Below are 26,739 nucleotides of genomic sequence, written 5' to 3'. Positions count from 1 at the left end.
CCCCCATGACCGTCAACGACGTGATGAGCACGGACGCGCTCAACCGTTGGCTGCCCTTCCGCACGCAGACCGGCGCCGAACCCGGCGCGCTCCCGCTGTACTGCCTGCCCCACGCGGGCGGCGCGGCCTCGGCCTTCCGCCTCTGGCAGCGCAAGCTGCCGGGGGTGGCGGTCCAGCCGGTGCAGCCGCCCGGCCGGGAGGCCAGGCACAAGGAGCCGGCCTACGAGCGGATGGGGGCCCTGGTCTCCGATCTGGCGGACGTCGTCCTGGCCGACGTGGAGCTGAACGCCGCCGGGCGGCGCTATGCGCTCTACGGGCACAGCCTCGGCGCGCTCGTGGCGTTCGAGCTGGTCAGGGAGATCCGGCGGCGCGGCGGGCCGGAGCCGGTGCACCTGTTCGTCTCCGGCTGCGACGCGCCGCAGGTCACCTACGAGGACGGCCAGCCGGTACGCACGATGACCAGGCCGCAGCTGGTGTCGTTCCTTCGCGGGCTCGGCGGCACGCCGGAGTGGCTGCTCGGCGACGAGGGCGCCATGGCGATGATCCTGCCGGCCATCCAGGCCGACTTCACGATCAAGGAGACCTACACGTACGCGCAGGAGCCGCCCCTGGACCTGCCGATCACCGCGCTGCCGAGCACCAGGGACCCGCGCATCGCCGAGTCCAAGGTGATCGGCTGGCGGGACCAGACCGCGGCGGCGTTCGTGCTGCGGCCCTTCGACGGCGGCCACTTCGCCGTCTTCGAGCAGGCCATGCTCACGCACCGCATCCTCGCGGAGGCGCTGCGGCCGTGGGTGTGAAGGTGTGGAAGGTGCACCTCGACCGGCCGGGCATGCCCGGCTGGTCGGCCCTTTCCGAGGCCGAGTGCGAGCGGGCGCTGCGCTTCGCCGACCCGCTGGAGCGCCGCCGCTGGGTGGTGGCGCGCTCGACGCTCAAGCGGATTCTGGGCGAGCTGTGCGGCATCCCCGCCGCCCGGCTCGCCTTCAGCACGGAAGCCGGCGGCCGCCCCCGCCTCGCCGTCCACACCGAAGCACTCCACACGCAAGGGCACGGAGGCCGCCTTGGTCTCGCCCCCGCCGTGGACGGGTCCGACCGCCCCGGCCCCGGCCCCGGCACCGGCGACGGGTCCGACCGTCCGCTGGATGGGTCCGGCCGTCTGCCGGATGGGTGCGACCGTTCCCAGGGTCTGGACTTCAACCTGTCGCATTCGGGGGAGTGGGCGCTGATCGCCGTAGCTCCCGAGGGCCGGCGGGTGGGTGTCGACGTCGAGCGCATCAGCTCCGACGTCGACATCCTGGAGCTGGCCGCGCGCATGTACCAACCGGAGGAAGTCGAGCGCGTCCGCGCCGCGGGCGCGCCCGAGTTCTTCCGGCTGTGGACCGCCAAGGAGGCCTACATCAAGGCCACCGGCGTCGGCCTGGCCGGACTGCGCGACACCCGGGTCACCCCGGCACACGAAGGGAGCGCGGCCCTGGTGGGCTCGCGCTCCCTTGACGGCGAGTGGCCGGTGCGCTGGCTGGACGTGGCGCCCGGCTACGCGGCGGCCGTCGTCACGACCGCTTCGACACCGGAACCACGTACCGGCTGAAGACCAGGTCGCGCAGGACGTCGTCGCCGCCCTCCACGATCGAGACGTAGCGCATGTCGCGCGTCAGCTTGCCGATGACCGACTCGTGCGTGTAGCCGAGCCCGCCGAACATCTCCGACGCCGCCGAGGCGATCTGCCAGCCGGTCTGGCCGCAGAACATCTTCGTGGTCAGCGCCTGCTTGAGCGTGCCGACGCGCAGGAACTCCTCGCCGGCGTCCGGCCTGGCCGCCACCTCGTCGTACGCCCGCGCCGCCGCCAGGCACTGGTTGGCCATGACCTCGATCTGCATCTCGAACTGGCCGAGCCGGGCGGCGAAGACCGCGTTGCCGGCCAGCGGGGCGCCCTTGACCTGCTTGGCCTTGCCGTACTCCATGCAGACGTCGCGGATGCGGCGGGCGATGCCCAGCGCCGTGGTGGCGATGAGGATACGGCTGGCGTTCAGGCCGATCTCCAGCAGGCGCAGGCCGTTGCCGCGCAGCACGTTGGCCGCGGGCACGCGCACGCCCGACAGGGAGACCTGGTAGGTGGCCGAGGAGCGCAGGCCGATGACGTCCCAGCGCTTGTCGATCTTGACGCCGGGGGTCTCGCGGGGGACCAGGACGGCGAGGTAGCCCGCCGGGTCGTCCTGGGCGCGCGCGACCACCACGAGGAAGTTCGCGAAGCCGGTGTTGGTGGAGAACGCCTTCTCGCCGTCGAGCACGATCTGGTCGCCTTCGCGGCGGGCCGTGGTGGTGATCCTGGCCAGCTCGCTGCCGGCGGCGTGCTCGCTGCCCAGGGTCGCCGCGTAGCCGCCGTTGACCAGCGGCTTCAGGTGACGCTCCTTGAGTTCGGCGCTGCCGTACCAGGAGACCATGCTTGTCGTCAGGACGGGGATGAAGAGCGTGAAGGCCACCCCCGCGTCGGCGTAGGCCAGCTCGGCGGTGATCCGCACGCTCTCTTCGAGGCCGAGGCCCAGCCCGCCGCTCTCCTCCGGCAGCCACCAGTTCGCCAGGCCGGTCTCCGCGAACCGCTCGTAGAGCGGCAGCGGAGCCTCGGCCAGCGAGTCGAGGTAGGCGTCCTTGCCCAGGAGTTCGCGGCGGGCGAAGGCCTGTACCGTGCGCAGGTACTCAGGCTGCTTCATCCTCGTCCCTCGCGTCGAGAAGAGCGGCGAGCTGGCGGACCGTCGGGCACTCCAGCAGTCCCGTCACCGGGATCGAGGCGCTCACGGCCCGGCGGATGCGGGTCGTCAGCTCGATCGCCAGCAGCGAGTGGCCGCCGAGCTCGAAGAAGTTGTCCAGCGCGCCGATCGGCTCGATGCCGAGCACCCGTGACCAGATGTCGGCCAGCGTGGTCTCGGTGCCGGGGGCGGGCTCGACGTAGGCGTTGTTCAGCTCGGGCCGTGGGTGGCGCTCCTGCTCGTCGAAGTCGCCGTCGGTGTCGTGGATGTCGCCGGTGACCCACTGCGCGATCCGCGTCTCCAGCCAGCCCGTCGAGATGACGAAGTGACCGGCGCGGTCGGCCGCGGACAGCGTGCGCTCGAAGACGTCCACGCCCTCGGCGGGCGCCATCGCGTAGCCGACCACGGCCTCGCTGTGGCCCTCGACCCGGTCGGGGTCGATCGCCCAGGTGTCCCAGTCGACGGTGACCCACCGGCCTTCGCCCGCGGTCCTGGCCTGCCTGACGTAGGCGTCCAGGGCGGCGTTGGCCGCCGCGTACGGCGCCAGCGTCATCCCGCCCAGCACCGAGGCGATGGACGACAGCGTGATCCGGCGCTCCGGGCAGCGGTCGCCCAGGACCTTCTGCAGCACGTGGAACCCGGTGACCTTGGCGGCCAGGTGGGCGTCGCACTGCTGACGGTCCATGAGGTGGGCGAAGTTGAAGTACGCCCCGTCCTGCACCCCGGCGCCGTGGACCACGACGTCGATGGTGCCGAACCGGCCGACCGCCGCCTTGACCACGGCCGCCATCTGTTCCTCGTTCGCCACGTCCGCCGACAGCGGGAGCACGGTGGCGCCCCTCGCCTCCAGGTCGCGGATGTTGCGGATGTGCCGAGAGGTACGGTCCCCGTCGTGCCCGTCCAGGTAGGCGTCCCATTCCTCGCGCGGCGGCAGCGGGGAGCGGGCGGTCAGCACGAGGCGGCAGCCGTACGTGCTGGCCAGGTGGCGGGAGAGCACCAGGCCCACGTCGCCGAGACCGCCGGTGATGAGCACGGTGTCGCCGTCGCGGATCGGCCGCGCCTCGCCCTCGGGCTCGGCGATGGGGTGCTGGTCGTAGGCGCGCACGAACGTCTCGCCGGCGCGTACCGCCATCGGCCCCTCGTATGGGGCGACGGAGGCGGCCAGGATCTGGGCGGCCAGCAGGTGCAGGGCGTCCTCGGCCACCTCGTCGGCGTCGATGTGCCGCGCGCGCAGCCGGGGGTTCTCCTGGGCCAGGCTCGGGGCGAGGGCAGCGAGCGTGGAGTGCTCGGGGTGGCGCAGGTCGGCGCCGGCCACGCCCACCGCCTGCGAGGTCAGCAGCACCAGCTCCGCGCGCGGGGCCGAGCCGGTGTTGTCCACCAGTTCCCTGGCCAGCGCGAGTACGGAGTAGAAGCCGCGGTTCTGCTCGGCGGTGAAGTGCTCGACCGGGTCGCCGGAAGCCTCCGGGCTGGCCAGGCTGAAGCCGTGCACGATGGCGCGGGGGCCGGCCACGAGCGAGTAGATCAGCTCGGCCACGTCGTCGGACTTGTCCGCCCGGATGGTGAAGTCGCCGGCGTCGTCCTGCTCGAAGCGTTCGCCGGGCCGTACCGCGGTCACCTCGGCGCCGGCCTGGTTCAGCCGCCCGACGAGCGCCTCGCCGCGCGCGTCGGCGGTGAACACCAGCCACGGTCCCGCCAGCCTGAGCTGCTCGTCCAGGTCGGTGGTGGACAGCGGACGCTGCTTCCACGTGGGCAGGTACGTCCACTGGGAGCGGTCGAAGTTCTTGCCCTCGGCGACCGGCGCCTGCGCCTGGCCGGGCAGCGGCTTGACCCAGAACCTGCGCTTCTGGAACGGGTAGGTCGGCAGCAGCACGCGCCGCCCCTCGCCCTTGTGCAGCGCGGGCCAGTCGACGGTGACGCCGCCCTGCCACAGCTTGGCCAGCGCGGCCAGCACCCACTCGGCCGCCGGCTGCTCGCCGTCGGGCTCGACCACGAGCTCCTCGACGCCGTTGGCCTGGTCCTTGCCGTCGCGCAGGGTGCGGATGCCGAGCGCCGTCAGGCTGTAGGCGAACGCGGTGAGCGCCGCCTCACGGCCGCTCGGGTCGTCCTCACCCGCCGTCTCATCCGGTACGGCCCGCAGCTTGGCGGCCGCCTCCCCGGTGGCCAGCTCGGCGGCGGCGGCCCGCAGGCCGGCCCACCAGCTGTCCGGGACCTCGCCGGCCGGCCGGATCAGCTTGACCTTGGCGTGGCGGCGCTGCGTCTTGCCGTCGATCCAGCGCGACGGGTCGGACAGCGCGGCGATGGCGTCGTCGCGGTCGCGGACCACGACCGCCCGGCGCTTGGCGAAGCCGCCGCGCGAGACCTGGAGCGTGTAGGCCACGTCGGCCAGGTCCACGCCGTCCTCGTCCTCCAGGTAGCGGCGCAGCTGGGTGGTCACGTCCGTGAGGGCCTGGTCGTCGCCGCCCGAGTACACCAGCAGGTGCGGGCCGGGACGCGCCGGCCGTTCCTCGCGGGGCGGCGCCTGCTCCAGGACGACGTGCGCGTTCGTGCCGCCGAGCCCGAACGAGCTGACGCCGGCCCGCCGCGGGTGCGGGCCCTCCGGCCACGCCTGGTGCTCGGTCAGGACGGTGAACCGGTCCTGCGCCGAGGCCAGCGCCGGGTTGGGCGTCTGGTAGTTGGGGGTGCCGGGCAGCAGCTCGTTCTTCAGGTTCATGGCCGCCCGCATCAGGCCGGTCACGCCCGACGCGCGGTCGAGGTGGCCCAGGCTCGGCTTGACCGAGCCCAGCACGCACGGCGTGTCACGGCCGGTGCGGAAGACGCGGTTCATGGCCGCCAGCTCGATCGAGTCGCCCAGCATGGTGCCGGTCGCGTGGCACTCGACGTAGCCGACCGTCTCGGGCTTGACCCCGGCCACGCCCAGCGCGGACTCGATCACCTCGGCCTGGCCCTCCACGCCCGGCGCGGTGTAGCCGGCCCGCATGCGGCCGTCGTTGTTGGCGGCAGAGCCCAGGATGACCGCGTGGATCACGTCGCCGTCGGCCAGCGCCTCTGACATGCGCTTGAGCGCGACCACGCCGGCGCCGCTGCCCATGACGGTGCCGCCGGCCTCGGCGTCGAAGCTGCGCACGATCCCGTCGGGCGACATGATGCCGCCCTGCTCGTACAGGTAGCCGGAGGGCTGGGGCAGCGGGGTGAAGGCGCCGCCGGCCAGCGCGATGTCGCACTCGTAGGTCAGCAGGCTCTGGCAGGCCAGGTGGACGGAGACCAGCGAGGTCGAGCAGAACGTCTGGACGGAGATCGCCGGGCCGCGCAGGCCCAGCTTGTAGGCGACCAGCGAGGCGAGGGAGTCGCGCTCGTTGCCGACCGCCATGAGCAGCGCGCCGCCGGGCTGGTAGATGAGGTGGTTGATGTTCTTGACGATGTAGTCGGGGAAGCCGCAGCCGCCGAACACGCCCACCTGTCCCGGCACGTCCGTCGGGCAGTAGCCGGCGCTCTCCAGCGCCTCCCACGAGCACTCCAGGAAGAGCCGGTGCTGCGGGTCCATGGACTCCGCCTCACGCGGGTTGATCCCGAAGACCGAGGCGTCGAACATCGCCAGGTTGTCCACCGGCCCGCCGACGCGGACGTAACGGGGGTCGGCCAGCGTGCCGGGCTCGGCGCCCGACTCCGTCAGCTCCTCCTCGGTGATCTTCCGCAGGCCCTTGACGCCGGCCAGCAGGTTGCTCCACAGCTCATCGACGTTGCTCGCCCCGGGGAACCGCCCGGACATCCCGATCAGCGCGATGGCTGAGTCATAGTCGGTGGTCTCCGTCATACGTTGTTCCTCCCACTCCTGAGCATGTTGCGGCGCTGCGCGATCCTGGAGCGCTGCTGGTCCCTGGCGTCGTCCTGCTCGTCGTCGTCGCCGCTGTCCTGCGCGGTGGCGGCCTCGGCCAGGGAGGCCACCGTGGGCGCCTGGTAGAGGATGTGCGGCGGCAGGTACGACAGCTCCAGGGCCTTCCTGACGTCGGCGATGATCTCCATGCCGAGCAGCGAGTTGCCGCCGAGCTCGAAGAAGTTGTCATGGATGCCGACCTGCTCCAGGCCGAGCGCTTCCTCCCAGACCTCGACGATCTTGGTCTCGGTCTCGCTCTGCGGCTCGACGTAGGCCGTCGACAGGTCCGGCCGCGGGTGCCTGCCGAACGCGTCGCGGATCTTCTTCACCGTCGCCTGGTGGCTCTCGATGGACGAGCGGCGGCTCATCGCCACCAGCGGGGCGAACTCCTGCGTGGAGGCCACCACGTGCCGCTGGCCGCTGGCCAGCACCCGCTGCAGCGTCTTCCAGCCGTCGTCGAACGACAGGCCGAACTCGCCGCGGTACCACTCGAAGTACTGCTTGGAGCCCTCGTCGTAGTTCTCCAGGCCGTCGGTCCAGCCGTTCCACTCCCACTCGCACCAGTCGATCGAGGCCAGCGCCACGCCGGGCAGCGCGTCGCTGAAGGCGAAGGAGTCCAGGAACGCGTTGGCCGCGCAGTAGTCCACCTGGCCGGCGCCGCCGCCGGTCGCCGAGGTGGTCGAGGAGAACAGCGCCAGGAAGTCCACCGGCACGTCCTTCAGCACCTCGGCCAGGGCCAGCGTCCCCGCCACCTTCGGGGCCAGCACGCGGTCCATGTCGGCGCCGGTCTTGAACTGCATCAGGCCCACCGCGGGCACACCGGCCGCGTGCAGCACGCCGTTCAGCTCGCCGAAGCGGTCCAGGGTCTCGCGTACGGCCCGCCGTACGTCATCCAGTTTGGAGACGTCGGCGGCGACCGTGAGCACCTCGATGCCCGCCGACTGCAGGCGGCGCAGGCCCTCGATGCGCCGGCGCACCTCGCTCGCGGTGCTGTCGGCGGCCAGGATCTGGTTCCACTGGTCCTGCGGCGGCACCGGGGTGCGGCCGAGCAGGACGAGGCGGGCCTGGTAGTCCTCGGCCAGGCGCTCGGCCATGGCCAGGCCGATGCCGCCGAGACCGCCGGTCACCATGTAGACGCCGCCCTTGCGGACCGTCGCCGCGGGCGGGGCCGCCTCGATGTAGGCGGCGTCGAGCGACTCGTAGTCGGGGATCCAGCGCCTGCCGCCGCGCAGTGCGACGACCTGGTCGGTCGGCTCGGTGAGCAACTCGGACACGACCTCGCGGGCGCTGACCTCGTCGATGTCGATGAGGCGGGTCTTCACCCTCGGGTACTCGACCGGGATGAGCCGGGCCGGGCCGAGCAGCGTGCCGCGCTCCGGCGTCATGCGGTCGCCGGGCAGCACGTGGTGGCTGCCGCTGGTGACGATGTCCAGCCACCAGCCCGGCAGGCCCAGGTCGCCGGCGGCGCGGGCGAAGGCCACGACGCTGTGCAGGCCGCGCTGCAGGCAGGTGTCGATCGGCTCGCTGCCGTGCTCGGCGTTCCACATGTGCACGATGCGCTCGGGCAGCCAGTCCCGGCCGTTGAGCTCGCGCAGCGCGGACACGGCGTCCTCGGGGGAGCCGGGCCGGACGGTCAGCACGTCGCCGTCGCTGGTGAAGCGGTCGCCTGGCCGTACCTGAACGATCTCGCGGCCCTCGGCGCGCAGCCGCGCGGCGAGCGAGTCGGCGAGGCCGTCGTCGGTGTAGACGAGCCAGCGGGTGGCCTCGTCGGCGCGGGCGGGGCGGTGCGCGGTCTGCTTCCACACCGGCGTGTGGATCCACTCCGTGTCCGGCAGGCGCGGGAAGGCCTTGGCGATGCTCGTCGGGTCGCTCTCGTCGAAGAGCGCCGCGCCGCTGCCGCCGCCCATCATGGACGAGTTCAGGTCGATGTCGAGCCAGTAGTCCTGCCGCTCGAACGGGTAGGTCGGCAGCGGTACGCGGCCGGGCCGCCAGCCCTCGTCGTCGTGGAGCACCTCCCAGTCGACCGGCACGCCGGTCAGCCAGAGGCGGCCCAGCGCGGCGGCGACGGCGGCGTTGGCGTCCTGGCGGTCGCCGGCGGCGGGCAGCGTGGTGACGATCAGCGGCCACTGGTCGCGGTCACAGGCGGCGTGGCCGCGGGTCAGCGCGCCCAGCGACTGGCCGGGGCCGATCTCGGCGAGTGCCAGCTCGGGAACGCTCAGCACGTGCTCGAGACCGGCGCCGAACTCCACCGTCTCGCACATGTGGCGGGCCCAGTAGCCGGGGTCGGTGACGACCTCGGCGGTGGCGAGCTTGCCGGTGACGTTGCTGACGTAGGGGATCTCCGGGGCGTTGAGCGTGATGTTGTCGCTGATCCAGGTGGTGAGCTCGTCGGCGACGGGGGCCAGCATCCGGGAGTGGAAGGCGTGGGTGGTCTCCAGGCGCCGGTGGCCGATCTTGACCTCCAGCAGCTTCTCCATGGCCGACTCGACCGCCTCGACCGGTCCGGCCAGCACGACCTGCGAACCGGTCCTGACGGCCACGTCCAGCTCGTCGGAGAACAGTGAGCCGAGAACCGTCTTCAGCCGCCGCTCGTCGGCGGCGACGGCGAGCATCGCGCCGTCGGGCTGCGAGGTGATCAGCTTGGCCCGGTAGGCGACCAGCTTCAGCGCGTCCTCCAGCGACAGCACGCCCGACAGGCACGCGGCCACGTACTCGCCGAGGCTGTAGCCGACCATGACCTCGGGCCGCACGCCCCAGCGGATGAACTGGCGGGCCAGCGCGTACTCGGCGACGAAGACGGCCGGCTGGACCAGGTGCGCCTCGGTGGCGGAGGCGGGCGCCGGCGCGCTGCGGCCCAGCAGCCTGGCCAGGTCGCCGGCGGTGTCCTCGCTCTCGCCCGAGGGGGTCACGAAGATGTCCGAGAGCTGGCCGGGCTCGGTCAGGCCGAGCACCGTCAGGCACTCGTTGACGTCGGCGCGGTAGGCGGGCTCCTCGGCGTACAGCTCGGCGACCATGCCCGGGTACTGCTCGCCGACCCCGGCGATGAGGAACCCGGCCTTGCGGCCGACCGTCGCGTCGTTACGGCCCAGCGAACCGGCCGGGTCGGCCAGCCGGGAGGCGGCCTCGCCGGTCGAGTCGGCGATGACGATCTTGCGGTGGTTGAAGACGCGCCGGCCCAGTTGCAGCGTGTAGGCCACGTCGCCGAGGTCCACGTCGTTGTCGCGCAGCCGTTCCGCCAGCCTGGCGCAGGAGTTCTCCGCGGCGGCGGCCGACTTGGCCGAGACCGGCAGGATCTGCCAGCGGCGGGCGCGCTGCTTGCGCGGCGCGGGCACCGGCGCCTCGGTGAGGATGACGTGCGCGTTGGTCCCGCCCATGCCCAGTGAGCTGATGCCGGCGATGCGCGCGCGCTCGGCTTCCCGCGGCCAGGGGGTGTTCTCCGCCGTCACGCGGAACGGGCTGCTGTCGAAGTCGATCTCCGGGTTGGGGGAGGTGTAGTGCAGCGTCCCCGGGATGAGCTCGTGGCGCAGCGACTGGATCACCTTGATCAGGCCGGTGACGCCGGAGGCGCGGTCGAGGTGGCCGACGTTCGGCTTGATCGAGCCGAGCACGCAGTACTGCTTCTTCTTCGTCTGGCCGAAGGCCCGCGTGAGCGCGGCGGCCTCCATCGGGTCGCCGACCTCGGTGGCGGTGCCGTGCGCCTCGACGTAGGAGATGTCGTTGGGGTCCACGCCCGCCCGCTTCAGGGCGGCGGACACGCAGCGGCGCTGGCCGTCGATGCTCGGGGCCAGGTAGCTGAACTTGATCGCGCCGTCGTTGTTGATCGCCGAGCCGCGGATCACCGCGAGCACGGTGTCGCGGTCGCGCACGGCGTCGTCCAGCCGCTTCAGCGCGACCACCGCCGCGCCGTCGCCGAACATGCTGCCGCGGCCCTGCGCGTCGAAGGTGCGCACGTGCCCGTCGGGCGACTCCTGGCCGCCCTCCTCCCACAGGTAGCCCATGCGGTCGGGGATGCGCACCGAGACGCCGCCGGCGATGGCCATGTCGCACTCGCCGCGGCGCAGGCTCTCCCCGGCCAGGTGGACGGCCACCAGAGAGGTCGAGCAGAACGTCTGCACCGACAGGCTCGGGCCGTTCAGGTCCAGGCGGAAGGAGACGTTCGTGGCCAGGGAGTCCTTGTCGTTGCCGATCATCAGGGCGGAGGTGTCGATGCCCATGTTGAAGGCGCCGAGCCGGGTGAGGAGGTAGCCGCTGATGTTCATGCCGGCGAACACGCCGACGCTGCCGCGGCCGTCGGTGGGGGCGTACCCGGCCGACTCCAGCACTTCCCAGACGCACTCGAGGAAGATGCGCTGCTGCGGGTCGGCCAGCGTCGCCTCGCGCGGGTTGTAGCCGAAGAACGCGGCGTCGAAGCCCTTGATCCCCTCCAGGATCGGCCGGATGCGCACGTAGTTCGGCTGCTGGAAGGTCGCGGGGCTGACGCCGGACTCGATCAGTTCCTCGTCGGTGAACGTCGTGAACGACTCGGCGCCCGAGCTGATGTTGCGCCAGAACGTCCCCACGTCGGAGGCCCCTGGGAACCGGCCGGCCATGCCGATGATCGCGACATCGGATTCGCCCGGTGAGTGGTGCTGGTCCATCAACATGCCCCTCTTCACGGAATTGGCTTGTGCTTCTGGTCGGGCCCTTACATCAACTTGCCGCGGCTCCAGCCGCGGGCCAGCCGCCGGGCGGCGAAGGCGCCGGCCAGCAGGCCGATCGCGAGCAGGACGGAGGCGGGCAGCAGCATCGCCGACTCGTTGCCGGCGACCGCGGCCTGCAGCATCGTGAGCGCCCAGTACCCGGGCGAGGCGTGACCGGCGATCTGCGCCCATTCCGGCATGATGCTGAGCGGCACCAGCGCGCCGCCGAGCGAGCTGAGCGTCAGCGCGCCCACGTCGGAGATCACGCTGAGCTCGCCGTGGCTGCGCACCAGCGTGGCCAGCGCGGCCCCGATCGCCAGCAGCGCGAAGGCCCAGATGAGGATGGCCAGCGCCACCCACCAGGGTTCGGCGGGCAACGGCAGGCCGATGGCGATCACGCCGTAGATCACCAGGATGGTCTGCTGCAGGACCATGACCAGGAAGATCGGGAACGTCTTGCCGACGAGCAGTTCGACCGCCGGGGCCCGGCTGACCCGCAGCCGGTCCCAGGTACGCCAGGTGCGCTCCGACAGGATGGAGTTGCCGGCCAGCCCGATCGCGAAGACCGAGAACATCACCATCAGGCCGGTGGCCACCTGGGTGGAGCCGGCGTCCAGCGCCCTGACGTACAGGGGCTTGAGCACCAGCATGAGCACCATCGGCATGGCGATGTAGCTGATGATCTGGCCGGGGTCGCGCAGGCGGACGATCCAGTTGTGCCGCGCGATGGCGGCGATCCGGTAGAACATGCCCCCCGCCCGGGGAGCGGCGTCAAGAAGCATCGCGGGCCGCCAGCGAGTGGTAGAGGTCGTCCAGGGACGGGTTGCGCAGGTCGACCGCGCTGACCGGGCGCTCGGCCCGGTTGAGCAGGTCGATGAGCGTGGCCGTGGGCTCCGTGGTGGAGACGCTGATCTCCTCCTCGTTGTCCAGCGTGAGGCGTACCTCGCCGGGCAGGCCCTCGATCAGCTCGTCGTAGGTGCCCCGGGCGATCACGCGGCCGTCGCGGGCGACCGCGATCGTGGCCTGGAGCTCGGTGATCTCCGGGAGGTAGTGGGTGGTGTACACGACCGCGGCGCCCTCGCCGGCGCGCTGCTTGACGACGTCGAGGATCGCCTGCCTGGTCTCCAGGTCGGCGCCCGCCGTCGGCTCGTCCAGCAGCATCAGCCGCGGGCGGTGGATGAGCGCGGTCGCGGCCTGGATACGGCGCTGCTGCCCGCCGGAAAGCCGGCCGGTGCGCCGGTCCATCAGATCGGTGAGGCGGAGCAGTACGGCGAGGTCGTCGATGGCGGAGTCCAAGGCGGCGCGGCGCAGCCCGCCGAGCCGGCCGAACAACACCAGGTGTTCGCGGACCGTCACGGTGGGATAGAGCGCGATGTGCTGGGGCGCCACACCGACCTGGCCGCGCACGTCGGCCGGCGGCTTGCCGTCGATGGTCACGTGGCCGCTGTCCTGGCGCAGCAGGTTGGAGACGATCTCCACGAAGGTCGTCTTCCCCGCACCGTTGTGCCCGACGAGTCCGACGATCTCGCCGGACGCGACGCTCAGGGTGAAACCGTCCAATGCCGTGACCGGGCCATAACGCTTGACAAGATCGACTACTTCCAGCAACGCGCACCTCCTCAGGTGCCTTATTGAATGCAGCCCAATAATTCGATTTAAATCGGCTGTCGTCGCCACCATAGCCCCATATGCATTAGGCGGCTTATGGCAGGAAGTTCTCTGCGAATACCGGACATCAGGCCAGGTAGGCGATGTCACTGACCACTAGTTACCGCAATTTCTGGCCAGTGCGGCTTTTGTCGATCCGTGCTTAGGATTAATGGCATGCATGCGGGAAACCTGATCGCTTCCGGCCGTGACTGCCACATCCTGGCCTCCGGCTCCGGCAAGGTCATCCGGCGCGCCCGCGACGGCCGCAGCCTTGAGCGCGAGGCGTCGATCATGCGGCACGCGCGGCGGCACGGCTTCCCCGCTCCCGAGGTGTACGACGCCGACGGCCCCGACATCCTCATGGAGCACCTCGACGGGGTGAGCGTGGCCGACGACGCCCGCGCTCACCCGAACCACCTGCCCGGCCACGGCCGCCTGCTCGCCGGCCTGCTCACCAGGCTCGGCGCGATCCGCGCCCCCGGCTGGCTGCCGGCCGCCGACGGCTGCCCCGGCAACCGCCTGCTCCACCTGGACCTCCATCCGGCCAACGTGCTCCTGACCGCCGACGGCCCCATCGTCATCGACTGGGCCGACGCGGCCAGGGGCGCCGCCGCCGCGGACGTGGCCTCGACGTGGATCGTGCTGGCCTCGGCTCCGCTGGACCCGGCGCTGGAGGAACTGCGCCCCGACCTGCTGGCCGCCTTCCTCGACCACGTCGACACCGACGCGGCCCGCCGCTACCTCCCGGTTCTGGGAACGCGCCGCAGGGACCACGAACACACGGACGCGGCGGAAGGCGCCAGGATCACCGCCCTCCTCACCCTCTAGCCTGGGGTGCATGCGTACCTGGGTGACCGAGCGGTTCGGACGGGAGGTGCCCCTGGTCGGGGCACCGATGGCCGGTGCGGGCGGGGGACGGCTGGCGGCGGCCGTGTCCGGAGCCGGGGCTCTGGGGATGTTCGGGGTGGGCCCGTCGGACCCGCCGGAGTGGATCGCGGAGCAGGCGGCGCTCGCCGCCGGCCTGCCGTTCGGGATCGGGCTCATGGCGTGGACGCTCCCGCGGAACCCGGCGCAGGTGGAGGCGGTGATCGCGGCGCGGCCCAGCCTGGTATCGGTGAGTTTCGGGGACTACGCGCCGTACGTGGAGCCCTTGCGGTCGGCGGGCATCGTCGTGGTGACCCAGGCCGGGACCACGCGGGAGGCCGTTGAGGCCGAGCGCGCCGGGGTGGACGCCGTCGTGGCGCGTGGCGGCGAAGGCGGCGGGCACGGCAGGGACACGGTGGCCACGTTGCCGCTGCTGCAGAGCGTGCTGGACACGGTGAGCGTGCCCGTGCTGGCCGCCGGCGGCATCGCGGGCCCGCGGGGACTGGCCGCCGTCCTGGCCGCGGGCGCCGAGGGCGCCTGGGTGGGAACGGCGTTCCTGGCCTGTACGGAGGCGCGGGGGTCCGCCCCGGCCAAGCGGCGGATTCTCGAAGCGGGTGAGGAGGACACCGCCTACGGGCGGGTGTTCGACGTGGCCCAGCGGCTCGCCTGGCCCTGGGAGTACGGCGGCCGCGCCCTCCGCAACCGGTTCTTCGACACCTGGCACGGCCGCGAGGACGAACTGGCCGAAGACGAGCAGGCGGCGGCCGAGCTCAGGACGGCCCGCGCCGCCGGCGACTACGACACCGCCTGCGTCTACGCCGGCCAGGCGGCCGGCATGGTGCGCGAGGAGCGCCCGGCCGCCGCGGTCGTCGCCGGCTTCGCCGAGGCGGAGGCGCTCCTGCGCCGCTGGTCATGACCGGCAGACGGCCCCGGGCGGAGGCAGCTTCAGCCAGGTGAGATACCTGTTGACGTGCCCGATCGTGCAGGGCTCCGCACTGAGGTAGAGGCCGTGACCGTGGCCGTCGAAGCGAATCGTCGCCGAGCCCGGCACCTGCCGCACCAGATCGTCCACGTCGGGTTCCGTCCAGCTCGCGGCGCCGAGCAGGGGCGGCAGGCCGGTGGACGGCAGCGGCCGGGGCGGGTTCCCCGGCGGCTCGGGCCAGCCGGGGCAGGCGAGCCCGTGCCAGAGCTCGTGCCGCGGGTAGCTGGGCGCCAGCCGTTCGTTGCGGCTCCTGGCCTCGGTGAAGTCGGCGTACTCGCGGAAGCCGACGCCGTCGAGGCAGTGGGTCATGTTCATGCCGACCGGCGACGGCGGTTTCAGGCTGCCGGTGCCCGCCTTGACGTAGTCGGCGAAGCCGGACGCGTCGCCGGACCTGGCCAGCACGATCGCCTTGGCCAGCTCCTTCCAGCGGAAGTGGTCGGTACCGGGGGAGATGAAGTGCGGCCCGGCGGCGATCTGGACGTCGAAGCCGTCGTAGGAGACCTCCCGGCCCTTGACCGGGATGCGCTCGGCCGAGGCCACCTCCCGCCAGGCCTTGGCCACGTCCTGGCCGTTCAGCACGCACTCGGTGGTGCCCGCGCACCACGCGGCGAACTTGACGAGTTGCCCTTCCATCACCTGGTGGCGCAGGCGCCGCTCGTTCAGCAGGTTGACCGCGCCGTCGAGGACCATGGCGCGGACCCTTGAGGGGAAGAGGCGGGCGTAGTTCGTGGCGGTGACGCCGCCGTAGGAGGTGCCGAGGAGGCTGAGCCGTTCCTCGCCCAGCGCGATCCTGATCGCCTCGACGTCCCTGGCCACGGAGGCCGAACTGAGGTTGCCGAAAAGCTCGGGGTCCTGGGCGCGGCACTTCTCGGCCGCCGCCCGGTTGACCGCGGCCTGGCGATCGAACTCCGCCTCGTTGGACGGCAGCCGGATCCAGGGGCCGCCCAGCAGGCAGTCCTTGGACAGGACGCCCAGGTCGAGGCCGTTGCGCGGGGTGAAGCTGACCACGTCGAACCGCTGGCGGAGCTGGGCGAAGACCGCGCCCTTCTTCTCCAGGTCCTCGATGCCGGAACCGCCGGGGCCGCCGGGCAGGGCGAAGAGGGTGCCGATCCGGCGGTGGGATCCGGTGGCGGGCAGCCGTACCAGGGGGAGGGTGATCTTTCGCCCTTGCGGTTTGTTCCAGTCCACGGGCACCTGTACGGCCCCGCACTCCATGTCCTTCTTGCAGGGCTTCCAGGCGAAGTCCGAGGCCTGCGCCGGCCGTACCACGACGACCATGGCCAGCAGGACGCCGGTGGCGGCGAGCCCGGCGATCATCGGGTGCGTCCTTCTGCCCCGGAGCGCGATCGCGACCGCACCCGCGCTCAGCGCCGCGACCGGGTAGGCCAGCAGCAGCGCCAGCGCCGCGACCGGCGGCAGCAGCCCGTCGCCCACGAGACGGTCGAGCATGACCGAGCCGGCCCGCGCCTGCCACGGCTGCGGCAGCGTGGCCGCGGCGGTCGGCAGCACGAGCACGATCATGATCAGGACCACCAGCGTCGCGGCCGTGGAGCGCACCACGGCCCCGATGCCCAGTCCGACCAGCGTCACCAGCCCGATGGCCACGCCCGACAGCAGCACGCCGCCCAGCACGCCGGGCTCCGACAGCGGCGTGCCCAGCGTGCGCCCGTCCATGAGCACCTGCCCGGCGTGCCCGCCCAGCACCGCCATCGCGCCGTAGTGCATGGAGAACGCCAGCACCTGCCCGGCCACCAGCCCCACCCCGAGCAGCACCGGAACCTTGGCCAGCAACAGCACCTGCCGCTTCGGCACCGCCGTCAGGCTCGTCCGGATCTGCCCGGTGGAGTATTCGGCGGTCACCGCCAGCGCGCCCAGCACGCCCATGACGAAGAGCGCCACCTGCAACCCCGGCCCGAGCCCGTCGCCGATGCTGGTGAACCGCATCCGATCCGCCGCATCCTGCCCGGCGAAGCCGCGTACCACCATGGCCGCCAGCCCGACGCTGATCAGCACCGACAGCAGCGAGGCCGCCAGCAGCCAGTGGTTCGAGCGCAGCGTGCGGAACTTCATCCATTCCGCCGCGATCGCGTCCCCGATCATGCCCGTCCCCCCGCCGCGAACTCCACGCTCGCCTCCGTCAGCTCCATGTACGCGTCCTCCAGCGACCCGAACCGCCCGACCAGCGCGGCCATCGAGGTGTCCTCGATCAGCCGCCCCCGCCCGATGAGCACCACGTGCGCGGCCGTCTTCTCCATCTCGCCCATCAGATGGCTGGACACCAGCACCGTGCGGCCCTCCCCGGCCAGCGTGCGCAGCAGCCCGCGGATCCACCGGATCCCCTCCGGATCAAGCCCGTTGACCGGCTCGTCGAACATCAGCACCCCCGGATCGCCCAGCAGCGCCACCGCGATGCCGAGCCGCTGCCGCATGCCGAGCGAGAACCCGCCCACCCGCCGCCCCGCGACCCCGGCCAGGCCCACCAGCTCCAGCACCTCGTCCACCCGCCGGGCGCCGATGCCGTTGCTGCGCGCCACACACGCCACGTGCGCGCGCGCCGTGCGCCCGCCGTGCGCGGCGGACGCGTCCAGCAACGCGCCGACCTGCTCGAGCGGCCTGCCGATCATCCCGTACGGCCGGCCGTCCACCAGCGCGACGCCCGCGTGCGGCGCCTCCAGGCCGACCACCGCGCGCATCGTGGACGACTTCCCCGCGCCGTTGGGTCCCAGGAAGCCGGTGACCTGGCCGGGTTTCACGGCGAAGGTCAGGTCGTCCACGGCGACGGCGGCGCCGTACTTGATGGTGAGCCCGTGTATCTCGATCACCGCTCCAGGCTCGCGCGCCGCGTACGCGCAGGCCATGGGCGCACTCCCACTCCGGGGGTAGGCCTAGGCCTACCGACGCACCGCCGGGGAGAGGGCAGACTGCAGGAGTGGAGAGGATCGGACGGGGCTGGGCGGTGCGCGCCGCGCGCAACGTGCTCACGGGGGTGGCGGCGCTGGCGCTGCTGCTCGCGCTGCCGTTCGCGCCGCGCCCGATCCTGCGCGCCGCCCGCACCCTGGGCCGGGTACGCGAGCCGGACCCCGGCGACCTGCGCGTCATCGCCTGGCTGGCGGCTCACGGGGTGCTCGGGCCCGGCACCGCCCTGGCGATCGGCAGCATGCTCTCGATGATCGGGGTCATCTGGAGGGTCTACACCCCTTACCCGTCGAAGAACCTGACGATCGCGTTCACGCTGTCGATCATCGCGATCACCCTGCTCAGCGCGCTGACCGCCTACACCTCCCTGCGCGTCCAGGACTACCTGGCGCTGGTGCTGCTCGGCGAGACGCCCGAGGCGCGGCGCATCAGGGAGCTGACCGCCTCCCGCGCCGCCGCCGTCGACGCGCAGGCCGCGGAACTGCGCAGGATCGAACGCGACCTGCACGACGGCGCCCAGGCCAGGCTCATCGCCATGCGCATGAACCTCGGCCTGGCCAGGAAGAGCACCGACCCGGCCCAGACCCGCGAACTCGTCGAGGAGGCCTGGCGCTCGGCCGCCCAAGCGCTGGACGACCTGCGCGGCCTCGTGCGCGGCATCCACCCGCCGGTGCTCGCCGACCGCGGCCTCACCGGCGCCATCCGGGCCGCCGCGATGCTCTGCCCGGTGCCGGTCGAACTCGACCTCGACCTGCCCGGCCGTCCCGAGGCGCCGGTGGAGTCCGCGCTGTACTTCGCCGCCGCCGAGGCCCTCTCCAACGTGGCCGCCCACAGCCAGGCCACCCGCGCCTGGGTACGGCTGCGCTACCCCGGCGACCGGATCAGGCTCACCGTCCGCGACGACGGCCGGGGCGGCGCGCGACCCTCCGCCGGGACGGGCCTGCTCGGCATCGAACGCCGCCTGTCCGCCTTCGACGGCACCCTCACCGTGGCCAGCCCCGCCGGCGGGCCGACCGAACTGACCATGGAGTTGCCGTGCGTGTTGTCATCGCGGAAGATCTCGCACTCCTCCGGGACGGCCTGATCCGCCTGCTGTCCACGCACGGCTTCGACGTGGTCGAGGCGGTCGACAACGGCCCGATGCTGCTCGCCGCCCTGCTCAAGCACCGCCCCGACGTGGCCGTCGTCGACGTACGGCTCCCGCCCACCCAGACCGACGAGGGCCTGCGCATCGCCCTGGAGGCCCGCCGCCGGGTGCCGGGGCTGCCGGTGCTGATCCTGTCGCAGTACGTGGAGCAGCTCTACGCCCACGAGCTTCTGTCCGACCGATCCGGTGGCGTGGGCTACCTGCTGAAGGACCGGGTCGGGGACGTCGAGCAGTTCGTCGACTCGGTCCGTACGGTCGCCGCCGGCGGCACCGCCATGGACGCCGAGGTCATCGCCCAGCTCCTCACCCGGCGCGGGCGGGACGAGCCGCTGGCCGCCCTGACGCCGCGGGAGCGGGAGGTGCTGGGGCTGATGGCAGAAGGGTTGTCCAACCACGCCATCGCCGCCCGGCTGGTGGTCACCGAGAAGGCGATCGGCAAGCACACGTCCAGCATCTTCGCCAAGCTCGGGCTGCCGCCCAGCGACGACCAGAACCGCCGGGTGCTGGCGGTTCTGGCCTACCTGGAGTCCTGACGTACTCAGACCAGGGCCCTGCGGTTGAGTGCGGTCAGTCCCGCGGCGGTGAGCGCGGCCGTGAGCGCGGTCATGATCAGAAGAGGAACGGCGCTGAACGCCTCGCCCGACAGGACCATCGGCAGGTTGGGGAAGGGGACGAAGTACTTGGCGATCCAGTAGTCGATCCCGATGATCGGGCCGAGCACCTCGCCGAAGAGGTTGACGAACAGGAACGCCGTCCAGCTGATCGCGGCGGCCGCCCTGGGCAGCGCCCCGAAGGCCAGCACGCCCACCCCGGCCAGCACCCAGACGGCCGGAACCTGCACCAGCGTGCCGGGCAGCACCGACAGCGGATCGCCGACGGCCACGCCCATCGCCAGGCCCGCGAGGACCAGGATGACGACCGGCCCGGCCAGCGCGAACACCAGGTGGCTCCACGCCCAGCGCAGGCGGCCGACGGGGTGGGCCAGCAGGAGTTCGGCGCGGCCGGTGGCCTCCTCGGCGCGCAGCCGTAGCAGGGTGAGCAGGGGGTAGAGGGCGGCGACGTAGCCGAGCGAGAGGCTGATCAGCCACAGGTACGCGTCGGTCATGCCGGCCTCGGGGGAGCCGGTGTAGCGGCGCAGGAACTCCTCGACAGCGGCGCCCTGCCGGGAGACTTCGGGGATGGACAGGGCCAGGGCGCCGAGCACCAGGCCGGCGACGGCGTAGCCGATGCTCCAGCCGGTCAGCAGGCCCTTGTGCAGGCGCCAGGCCAGGGACAGTGCGGAGGACAGGTGGCGCGCGTGCGCCGGGCCGGGACGCTGGGCGAGGATGCCGTGGCCGAGGTCGCGGCGGGCGTTGAGCCGGTAGGCGGCGGCCATCGTGGCCAGCGTGAGGGCCAGGCTGGGCAGGAGCGCGGCCAGGTTGTTGGCGGCGTACGGCTGGACCAGGTGCGACCAGCCCTGCGGTGAGGCCCACTTCATCGCGGTCCCCGCGCCGCCGTCGGCGACGAAGCGCAGCAGGTACGACAGGCCGAGGCCCATGGCCGCCAGGCCGATCGCGGTCCTGGCGCCCTCGGTGAGCTGGGCGGCCAGCGCGCCTACGCCGGTGAAGACGAGTCCGACGCCGGTGATGGCGGCGCCGAAGGCGAGCGAGCCGGTGACGTCGAAGCCGAGCATGATCATGGAGAACGCGGTGACGAACCCCGCCAGCAGCATGGAGGTGGCGGCCACGGCGAGCGCCGCGGTCAGCGGGGCCAGGCGGCCGATCACACCGGCGCCGACCAGTTCGGCGCGGCCGGACTCCTCCTCGCCCCTGGTGTGTCTGATCACGGTGAGGATCGCGATCAGGGCGAGGATCGTGTAGATGGGGTCGGCGTTCTTCCAGACGGCCATGCCGGCGATCGTGGGGGAGTAGACCTCGCCGGCGAAGGCGGTCAGCGCCTTGTTGACGGTCATCTCGCGGGCGAAGTCGGCTATGGACTGGGGGGTGGAGAAGGTCTGGGCGTACCTGTTGGCCTGGCCGGCGGCGACGATCGCCAGCAGGAGGATCCAGGCGGGGGTGATGAGGCGTTCGCGGCGGATGACGAGCTTGATGAGGGTCCAGGTGCCGTGCATGATCAGTTGCCCTTCCCGGCCGCGGAGTGGCTGCTTCTCTCGGTCACGGAGTGGCTGGGCTTCTCGGCCGCGTAGTGGCGCATGAAGAGGTCTTCGAGGGAGGGCGGGGTGCTGGTCAGGCTGACGATGCCGGACTGGGCGAGGGTCAGCATGGTCGTGTCGAGGTCCTGGTCGTCGACCTGGAAGCTGATCTTCCGGCCGTTGGTGGTGAGGTTGCGGGCGGTGGGGAGCGCCGGGATTTTCCCCGAAATTTCGGCGGAAATCTGGGTCATGGTGAGATGGCGAAGTTCGGACAGAGTGCCCGATTCGACCGTGTGGCCCGCGCGGATGATGCTCACCCGGTCGCACAGCGCCTCCACCTCCGACAGGATGTGCGACGACAGCAGCACCGTGCGGCCCAGCGCCTTCTGCTCGGCCACGCACTGCTGGAAGACCGCCTCCATCAGCGGGTCCAGGCCCGAGGTGGGCTCGTCCAGGATGAGCAGCTCGGCGTCGGAGGCGAACGCGGCCACCAGGGCCACCTTCTGCCGGTTGCCCTTGGAGTACGTCCTGGCCTTCTTGCGCGGGTCGAGCTCGAAGCGTTCCAGCAGCTCCGCGCGCCGCGTCCGGTCCTGGCCGCCCCGGATCCGGCCCAGCAGGTCGATCACCTCGCCGCCGGTCAGCGACGGCCACAGGCTCACGTCGCCCGGCACGTACGCCAGCCGCCGGTGCAGCTCGGCCGCGTCCTTCCAGGGGTCGCCGCCCAGCAGGCGTACGGAGCCGGAGTCGGCCCGCATCAGCCCGAGCAGGATCCGGATCGTCGTCGACTTTCCCGAGCCGTTCGGGCCAAGGAAGCCGTGCACCTCGCCGGTGTGGACGGTCAGGTCGAGCGCGTTCAGCGCGGGCGCCTTGCCGAAGCTCTTGTGAAGCCCTTGGACGGCTATCGCGGTGTTCATGTCGCTCCTCGAAGCGGGAATTCTTGCAGGTCAAAACGCTAGATTTCCCGGGCTTCCGGCGGTATCGGGCATCCGCCCTAACTGTCAGCGGCCTGCAAGTCCGGAGCAATGGGACGGGCGCACAGTCCGACCATGAGACCAGCCAGCACGTTAGCCATGGCCGCCACAGCGGCCCTCCTAGTAGCGCTCGGCGCCACGCCCGCGTACGCCGTAGACGCCTTCGCCCGAGTAATGTCCGGCGAACTCGAGTACAAGGCCGCGCCCGGCCAGGTCAACCACGTGACCTTCACCGCACCGGACGCCGACACCTACCTCGTGGACGACATCGTCCCCATCACTCCGCTGAACGGCTGCGCCCACCCCGACCCGGCCGACCTGACACTCGTCGAATGCACGGCCGCCGCCACGTTCAGCGGCCAGCTCATCATCGACGTCGGCGACCTGGACGACATCGTCAACCCGACCGGCCCCAACCACGCCCTGATCGGCCTCGGAGCCGGAAACGACATAGCGTACGGCTACCCGGGAAGCATCGGCTCCCTGGTGAGCGGCGGCACCGGCAACGACGTCATCCATTCCGGGCCAGGCCGTCACACCATCGACGGCGGCACCGGCACCGACACCGTCAGCTACGCCTCCCGTACGGCCGCCGTGACGGTGAAGCTGACAGCGTGCCCATGCGGCGAACCAGGAGAGAACGACGGCCTGCCCGGCATCGAGAACGTCACAGGCGGCTCCGGCAACGATCACCTGGAGGGTACGGCCGCCGCCAACGTCTTGAGCGGTGGCGCAGGCGAAGACACCATCATGGGCTGGGACGGCAACGACAGCGTCTACGGCGGTGTAGGCAACGACTTCGTCAGCGGCGTCAAGGGCAACGACACAGTCTCCGGAGGCTCCGGCGACGACGAGGTGTTCGGCGACTGGGACAACGACATCCTGTACGGCGACGCCGGCCAGGACACGGTCTACGGCGGCCCAGGAGCGAACACGCTGACCGGCGGCAGCGGCAACGACACCCTGTACGGCGGCCCACTGACAGACACCCTCAACGGCGGAACAGGCAACGACACCATGGAAGCCGGAGCAGGCAACGACACGCTACGCGGCAGCTACGGCACCGACCACCTGGACGGCGGCACCGGAACAGCCGACGACTGCGACGGCGGCCCCGACCCAGACACCGAAACCAACTGCGAAATCTGAAAAGGAGCTCCGCTCCGCCCGTTCTGATCACGCTGTCGCCCAGCTCGATGGCCAGGGCCGTGAGGCTCCGCACCAGTACACACAGCAGAACCGGACCAGGCGGCCGCCCTCACCGTGGCCGCCTGGTCCGGCGTCATCGGTCAGTCGAGCGCCATGAAGCTGCCGACGTTGTCCACCCGGACTTCGCCGGGCTCGACCGGGTTGAAGATCCTGGTCCGGCACGCGGAGTCAGGGAAGATCAGGATGGTGCCCTCGGTGGCATTGCGTACGAGAGAGCCGGGCCCGGTGCCCACGTGGCACTCTTGAGGCTGAGGGTTCTCGACGGTCTTCTGCACGCCGCTCGGCGAGTGGAGGAACACGACGCCTGGTGCGGCGAAGGCGGGGCCGGTGCCGACGAACGCGAGCGTCGCGGCGGCGGCTGCCAGCATGAGGGGGATCGGGCGCATGAGGTTTCCCTTCTGTCGTTGGGATGGACTTCACCAGCCTTCACCCCTCGCATTCAATTCGCTACTTTCCGTAGTGCCATGCTGAGCTGGCCAAACGGTGCGTATGCCGCTACTGGTCGAGGTCCGCGAGGGTTAGGTCGCAGGCGAGGCCGTAGTGGTCGGAGGGCCAGATGTTGTCTTTCGGAGTGGTGAAGGTCAGCCAGGTTCGGGCCGGGTGGGCGCTGGTGAAGATGTAGTCCAGGCGTCTCGTGGGTTCGTCGTCGTACTGGCTGACGAAGGCGTTGTCGCGGGAGAACGTGTCACCGGGGGTGCCGTCGCCGGTGCTGGTCCAGGCGTCGGTGAAATGGCTGCTCAGGTATTGGATTTCGGGGGAGTCCGGGGTGGCGTTGAAGTCGCCCAGCAGGACCGCGGGGGAACCGGTCATGTGGGCGGTGATGAAGCGGGCCTGTTCCTGGCGGATGGCGCTGTGGTCGGGTTGCCAGTTCAGGTGGGTGACGTAGACGGGGAGGTCGCCGGCCTGGACGTAGAGGAGGGCTCTTGGCTCGTGGCCTCCTACGGGGAGGGGGACGTGGTGCTGGTCGCGGATGGGGAGGCGGGTCAGGATGGCGTTGCCCTGGATGCGGCCGTCATCGGCGGTGAAGGCGGGGGCGTAGGCGATTTCGTAGCCCAGGTCGCCGGCTATTTCCTCCGCCTGGCAGCGGCCCTTGTGGCGCCAGACCTCTTGGAGGCCAATGACGTCCGGGCTGAGGTCGGTGAGTTCCTGGCGGATCAGGGCCAGGCGGGACGGCCAGGGGCCCTGCCTGCCCCAGACGTTCAGGGTGGCGACGCGGATCATGGCTTTGACCTCTCGATCCGGGGTGGGAATTCACGGTCTATTCAAGCGGTCTTGCTCTTGTTGTGGGTGAACGCGAGACTTCTTCCGTGGCGACCATCGGGGTCCGCAACGCCCCGGCCGGTTCGCCGCGGAAGGGAACCCGTTGTGGAAGCGGTGTTCGAGACCGCGTATCGCGGACTGCCGCCCGACGCGGCGCGCCTTTACCGGCTGCTGGGGCTGCTGCCTGGGAGCGATTTCACCGCTGCTCTGGCCGGCGCGCTCGCGGGTGGTGAGGTGCGGCCGTTGATCGGGGCGCTTCTGGAGACGTACCTGGTGGTGGAGGCGCTGCCCGAGCGGTACCGGCTGCATGAGCTGGTCCGGGGGCACGCGGCGCACGCCGCCGAAGGGGAGCCCGCGGCCGAGCGGGACCAGGCTTTGCGGCGGGCGGTGGCCTGGTATTCGCGCATGGTCACCGCCGCTCACTGCCTGGTCCTGGATCGTCCTGGGGAGCCGGGGGTGTTCGACGGTCCTGGCGAGGCGCTGGACTGGCTGGAGAGTGAGCGGGGGAATCTGCTGGCGTTGCTGCGGCAGGCCTCCACCGCGGGGTGGGATGAGCTGGTACGGCGGAGCGCCGAGGCCATGTGGGCGCTCTATGCCAACCGCAAACACTACGCCGACTGGCTGGAGACCAGCAGGCTCGGGACCCTGTCCGCGCACCGGCTGGGTGACTGGGCGGCTGAGGCGCGGATGCGTGATCAGACGGCCAGGGCGTTGATCGAGCTGTCGGACTTCTCGGCGGCCGCGACCGAACTGGACAAGGCCGCCGCCGAGGTGGACCGGGCAGCCGACCTGGCCAAGGCACCAGAGCCCACGGGCACCGAAAGCTCCGGGAACAAAAACCCAGAAAACGCCACAACCACCGGGAGCACCGGGAGCACCGGGAGCACCGGGAGCACCGGGAGCACCGGGAGCGCTGGGAGCGCTGAGGGCGCCGGGGGCGCTGGGAGCGCCGGGGCCGCAGGGGGCGCCGGGGGCGCGGGGAGTGCTGAGGGCGCCGGGAGTGCTGAGGGCGCTGGGGGCACCGGGAGCGCCAGTGGCGCGGGGGTCGTGGGGAGTGGGGGTGCTGAGGGTGGGGCTGTTGCGCGGAAGGTGGCTGAGGTGCGGGCGGTGATGGTCGAGACGCGGGGGCTGCTCGAACTGGCCCGGGGCAATCCCGACGCCGCGGCTGAACGTTTTGACGAGGGCGTTCGGGCCTATGAGGTGCTGGGGGACGCCCAGGGCAAAGCTCTGCTGACCTACCAGCGAGGACGGGCGCTGGCCGCCGCCGGGCGGAACCAGGAGGCGGCCCACGTGCTGGAGGCGGCCGCCGGCCTGGCGCACGATGACGAGCTCACCCGGGGCAGGATCGCCATCGTGCTCGGGCAGGTCTATCGGCGGCTGGGCCGTACCGAAGAAGGGGAGGGGTGGCGGAGAGAGGGCGCGGAGATCATGCGGGTGCGGCGGATTCCGGTCAAGGAGTGAGTCCCGCCATGCCGGGCCGGTCGGTGATGATGCCGTCGACGCCTTGGGAGGCCAGGCGGCGCCACTCGGCGCGGTCGTTGACGGTCCAGGTGAAGACCTTCATGCCCAGCCTGTGGATGCGGTTGACGTACGCCCGGGTGACGTACTGGTAGGGCGGGTTGATCTGGGTGGCGTAGCGGGACAGGGTGCGGAGCTGGCTCACCGCGGGGGTGCCGAGGAGGCCTACCGGGATGCGCGGCATCCTGTGGTGGAAGGTACGCATCGAGCGCCAGTCGAAGGACTGGACGACCAGGCGGCCGGGCTGCAGCCACCAGGAGTTCCTGCGGAGTTCGGCGGCTACGCGACGCTCGATGCCGGGGTACTGGTCCGGGTCCTTGATCTCCAGGAGCAGGCCCATGCCGCGGCCCTTCATGGTGCGCAGGGTCTCGCCGAGGGTCGGGACACGTTCGCCGGAGTGACCGGAACCGAACCATGAGCCCGCGTCGAGCCTGCGGATCTCATCCAGGGTGAAGGCGCTCAGCGGCCACGGCGCGCGGTCGGGGAAGACGTTCTCGACGTTGGTGGTCCTGGTCAGCGTGGGGTCGTGCAGGAGGATGAGCTGATGGTCCTTGGTCTCGCGGACGTCGAGCTCGAACATGTCGGCGCCCTGCCGGCCGGCGAGCCTGAAGGCGGCGAGGGTGTTTTCCGGGGCGTCGGCCGAGGCGCCCCGATGGGCGACGTTGGTGGGGTCGGCGGCGGCGGAGACCGCCGGCGTGAGGGTCGTCAGGGTCGTCAACGCGGTCACGATGATGAAGCCCAGTCGTCGCATGCGACCGAGCTTGACAGGCTAACGTGACTCCGAGTTAAGCGCAGAG

The 26,739-nt window shown here is 71.6% G+C and carries 20 protein-coding genes; 8 read left to right on the top strand and 12 right to left on the bottom strand.

The genetic code is table 11. The annotated features are described in order from the left end of the window. Positions 1-5 precede the first annotated feature (5 nt). Positions 6-800: a thioesterase II family protein gene (locus ACFWY5_RS33790; protein ID WP_379611820.1), complete on the top strand. Its 795-nt coding sequence runs from the start codon at positions 6-8 to the stop codon at positions 798-800. After that, positions 791-1,588 carry a 4'-phosphopantetheinyl transferase family protein gene (locus ACFWY5_RS33785; RefSeq protein WP_379636702.1) on the top strand — a complete coding sequence of 266 codons (798 nt, stop codon included), beginning with the start codon at positions 791-793 and terminating at the stop codon, positions 1,586-1,588. Before ACFWY5_RS33790 ends, ACFWY5_RS33785 begins: the two co-directional genes overlap by 10 nt. Here the strand turns inward: ACFWY5_RS33785 and ACFWY5_RS33780 are convergent. The 5 genes from ACFWY5_RS33780 to ACFWY5_RS33760 are packed head-to-tail and all read right to left on the bottom strand — an operon-like array spanning position 1,551 to position 12,902. After that, positions 1,551-2,708 (bottom strand): acyl-CoA dehydrogenase family protein, encoded by a 1,158-nt coding sequence (locus ACFWY5_RS33780; protein WP_379611818.1) that lies wholly within the window; start codon positions 2,706-2,708, stop codon positions 1,551-1,553. The two genes, ACFWY5_RS33785 and ACFWY5_RS33780, sit on opposite strands and share 38 nt — an antisense overlap. After that, positions 2,695-6,555 carry an SDR family NAD(P)-dependent oxidoreductase gene (locus ACFWY5_RS33775; RefSeq protein WP_379611817.1) on the bottom strand — a complete coding sequence of 1,287 codons (3,861 nt, stop codon included), beginning with the start codon at positions 6,553-6,555 and terminating at the stop codon, positions 2,695-2,697. The genes ACFWY5_RS33780 and ACFWY5_RS33775 overlap by 14 nt, the downstream gene beginning before the upstream one ends. Further along, positions 6,552-11,258, bottom strand: a complete 4,707-nt coding sequence (locus ACFWY5_RS33770) for an SDR family NAD(P)-dependent oxidoreductase (RefSeq protein ID WP_379636700.1) — start codon at positions 11,256-11,258, stop codon at positions 6,552-6,554. Before ACFWY5_RS33770 ends, ACFWY5_RS33775 begins: the two co-directional genes overlap by 4 nt. 41 nt (positions 11,259-11,299) lie before the next feature. Continuing rightward, on the bottom strand, positions 11,300-12,043 hold the full coding sequence (locus ACFWY5_RS33765) for an ABC transporter permease (RefSeq protein WP_379611815.1): 744 nt from the start codon (positions 12,041-12,043) through the stop codon (positions 11,300-11,302). Between the two features lie 22 nt (positions 12,044-12,065). After that, positions 12,066-12,902, bottom strand: coding sequence for an ABC transporter ATP-binding protein (locus ACFWY5_RS33760; RefSeq protein WP_379611814.1), 837 nt, complete (start codon positions 12,900-12,902; stop codon positions 12,066-12,068). A 216-nt stretch (positions 12,903-13,118) separates the two neighbouring features. On the opposite strand from ACFWY5_RS33760, the gene ACFWY5_RS33755 reads away from it, so the two are divergent. Further along, complete coding sequence (locus ACFWY5_RS33755) at positions 13,119-13,772, top strand: phosphotransferase (RefSeq protein ID WP_379636698.1); 654 nt, start codon at positions 13,119-13,121, stop codon at positions 13,770-13,772. Positions 13,773-13,782: 10 nt separating this feature from the next. Continuing rightward, entirely contained in the window at positions 13,783-14,724 is a 942-nt protein-coding gene (locus ACFWY5_RS33750; RefSeq protein WP_379636696.1) for an NAD(P)H-dependent flavin oxidoreductase, read from the top strand. On the opposite strand, the gene ACFWY5_RS33745 is transcribed toward ACFWY5_RS33750, so the two are convergent. After that, positions 14,719-16,890, bottom strand: coding sequence for an alpha/beta fold hydrolase (locus tag ACFWY5_RS33745; RefSeq protein WP_379636694.1), 2,172 nt, complete (start codon positions 16,888-16,890; stop codon positions 14,719-14,721). The two genes, ACFWY5_RS33750 and ACFWY5_RS33745, sit on opposite strands and share 6 nt — an antisense overlap. Next, positions 16,887-17,612, bottom strand: a complete 726-nt coding sequence (locus ACFWY5_RS33740) for an ABC transporter ATP-binding protein (RefSeq protein ID WP_379636692.1) — start codon at positions 17,610-17,612, stop codon at positions 16,887-16,889. Before ACFWY5_RS33740 ends, ACFWY5_RS33745 begins: the two co-directional genes overlap by 4 nt. Positions 17,613-17,719: 107 nt before the next feature. Between ACFWY5_RS33740 and ACFWY5_RS33735 the strand changes: the two genes are divergently transcribed. Both ACFWY5_RS33735 and ACFWY5_RS33730 read left to right on the top strand, forming a co-directional pair. Continuing rightward, entirely contained in the window at positions 17,720-18,790 is a 1,071-nt protein-coding gene (locus ACFWY5_RS33735) for a sensor histidine kinase (RefSeq protein ID WP_379611809.1), read from the top strand. Further along, the gene (locus ACFWY5_RS33730) at positions 18,742-19,386 is read left to right on the top strand and encodes a response regulator (protein ID WP_379611808.1); all 645 of its coding nucleotides are present in this window, start codon (positions 18,742-18,744) and stop codon (positions 19,384-19,386) included. Before ACFWY5_RS33735 ends, ACFWY5_RS33730 begins: the two co-directional genes overlap by 49 nt. A 5-nt stretch (positions 19,387-19,391) precedes the next feature. Here the strand turns inward: ACFWY5_RS33730 and ACFWY5_RS33725 are convergent, their stop codons facing one another. Both ACFWY5_RS33725 and ACFWY5_RS33720 read right to left on the bottom strand, forming a co-directional pair. Further along, positions 19,392-20,963 (bottom strand): ABC transporter permease, encoded by a 1,572-nt coding sequence (locus tag ACFWY5_RS33725; protein WP_379636690.1) that lies wholly within the window; start codon positions 20,961-20,963, stop codon positions 19,392-19,394. Positions 20,964-20,965: 2 nt separating this feature from the next. Then, positions 20,966-21,898: an ATP-binding cassette domain-containing protein gene (locus ACFWY5_RS33720; RefSeq protein ID WP_379636688.1), complete on the bottom strand. Its 933-nt coding sequence runs from the start codon at positions 21,896-21,898 to the stop codon at positions 20,966-20,968. A 132-nt stretch (positions 21,899-22,030) separates the two neighbouring features. Between ACFWY5_RS33720 and ACFWY5_RS33715 the strand changes: the two genes are divergently transcribed. Next, positions 22,031-23,104, top strand: coding sequence for a calcium-binding protein (locus ACFWY5_RS33715; protein ID WP_379636686.1), 1,074 nt, complete (start codon positions 22,031-22,033; stop codon positions 23,102-23,104). A gap of 140 nt (positions 23,105-23,244) precedes the next feature. Here the strand turns inward: ACFWY5_RS33715 and ACFWY5_RS33710 are convergent, their stop codons facing one another. Both ACFWY5_RS33710 and ACFWY5_RS33705 read right to left on the bottom strand, forming a co-directional pair. Continuing rightward, complete coding sequence (locus ACFWY5_RS33710) at positions 23,245-23,550, bottom strand: hypothetical protein (RefSeq protein ID WP_379636684.1); 306 nt, start codon at positions 23,548-23,550, stop codon at positions 23,245-23,247. A 109-nt stretch (positions 23,551-23,659) separates the two neighbouring features. Then, a complete protein-coding gene (locus ACFWY5_RS33705) occupies positions 23,660-24,385 on the bottom strand; it encodes an endonuclease/exonuclease/phosphatase family protein (RefSeq protein WP_379636682.1) in 726 nt (241 codons plus the stop codon). A 144-nt stretch (positions 24,386-24,529) separates the two neighbouring features. Here ACFWY5_RS33705 and ACFWY5_RS33700 point away from each other — a divergent pair, with 144 nt between their 5' ends. Continuing rightward, complete coding sequence (locus ACFWY5_RS33700; protein WP_379636680.1) at positions 24,530-25,885, top strand: hypothetical protein; 1,356 nt, start codon at positions 24,530-24,532, stop codon at positions 25,883-25,885. Here ACFWY5_RS33700 and ACFWY5_RS33695 read toward each other — a convergent pair. Continuing rightward, positions 25,875-26,693 (bottom strand): glycerophosphodiester phosphodiesterase, encoded by an 819-nt coding sequence (locus ACFWY5_RS33695; RefSeq protein WP_379611795.1) that lies wholly within the window; start codon positions 26,691-26,693, stop codon positions 25,875-25,877. The two genes, ACFWY5_RS33700 and ACFWY5_RS33695, sit on opposite strands and share 11 nt — an antisense overlap. Between the last annotated feature and the right edge of the window lie 46 nt (positions 26,694-26,739).

Origin of the sequence: Nonomuraea sp. NPDC059007 (assembly GCF_042740555.1) — a bacterium.
In the GTDB taxonomy this organism is placed as follows: domain Bacteria; phylum Actinomycetota; class Actinomycetes; order Streptosporangiales; family Streptosporangiaceae; genus Nonomuraea.
Note: the sequence above shows the minus strand (reverse complement) of the source record. Positions and strands in the feature narration are given on the sequence as shown.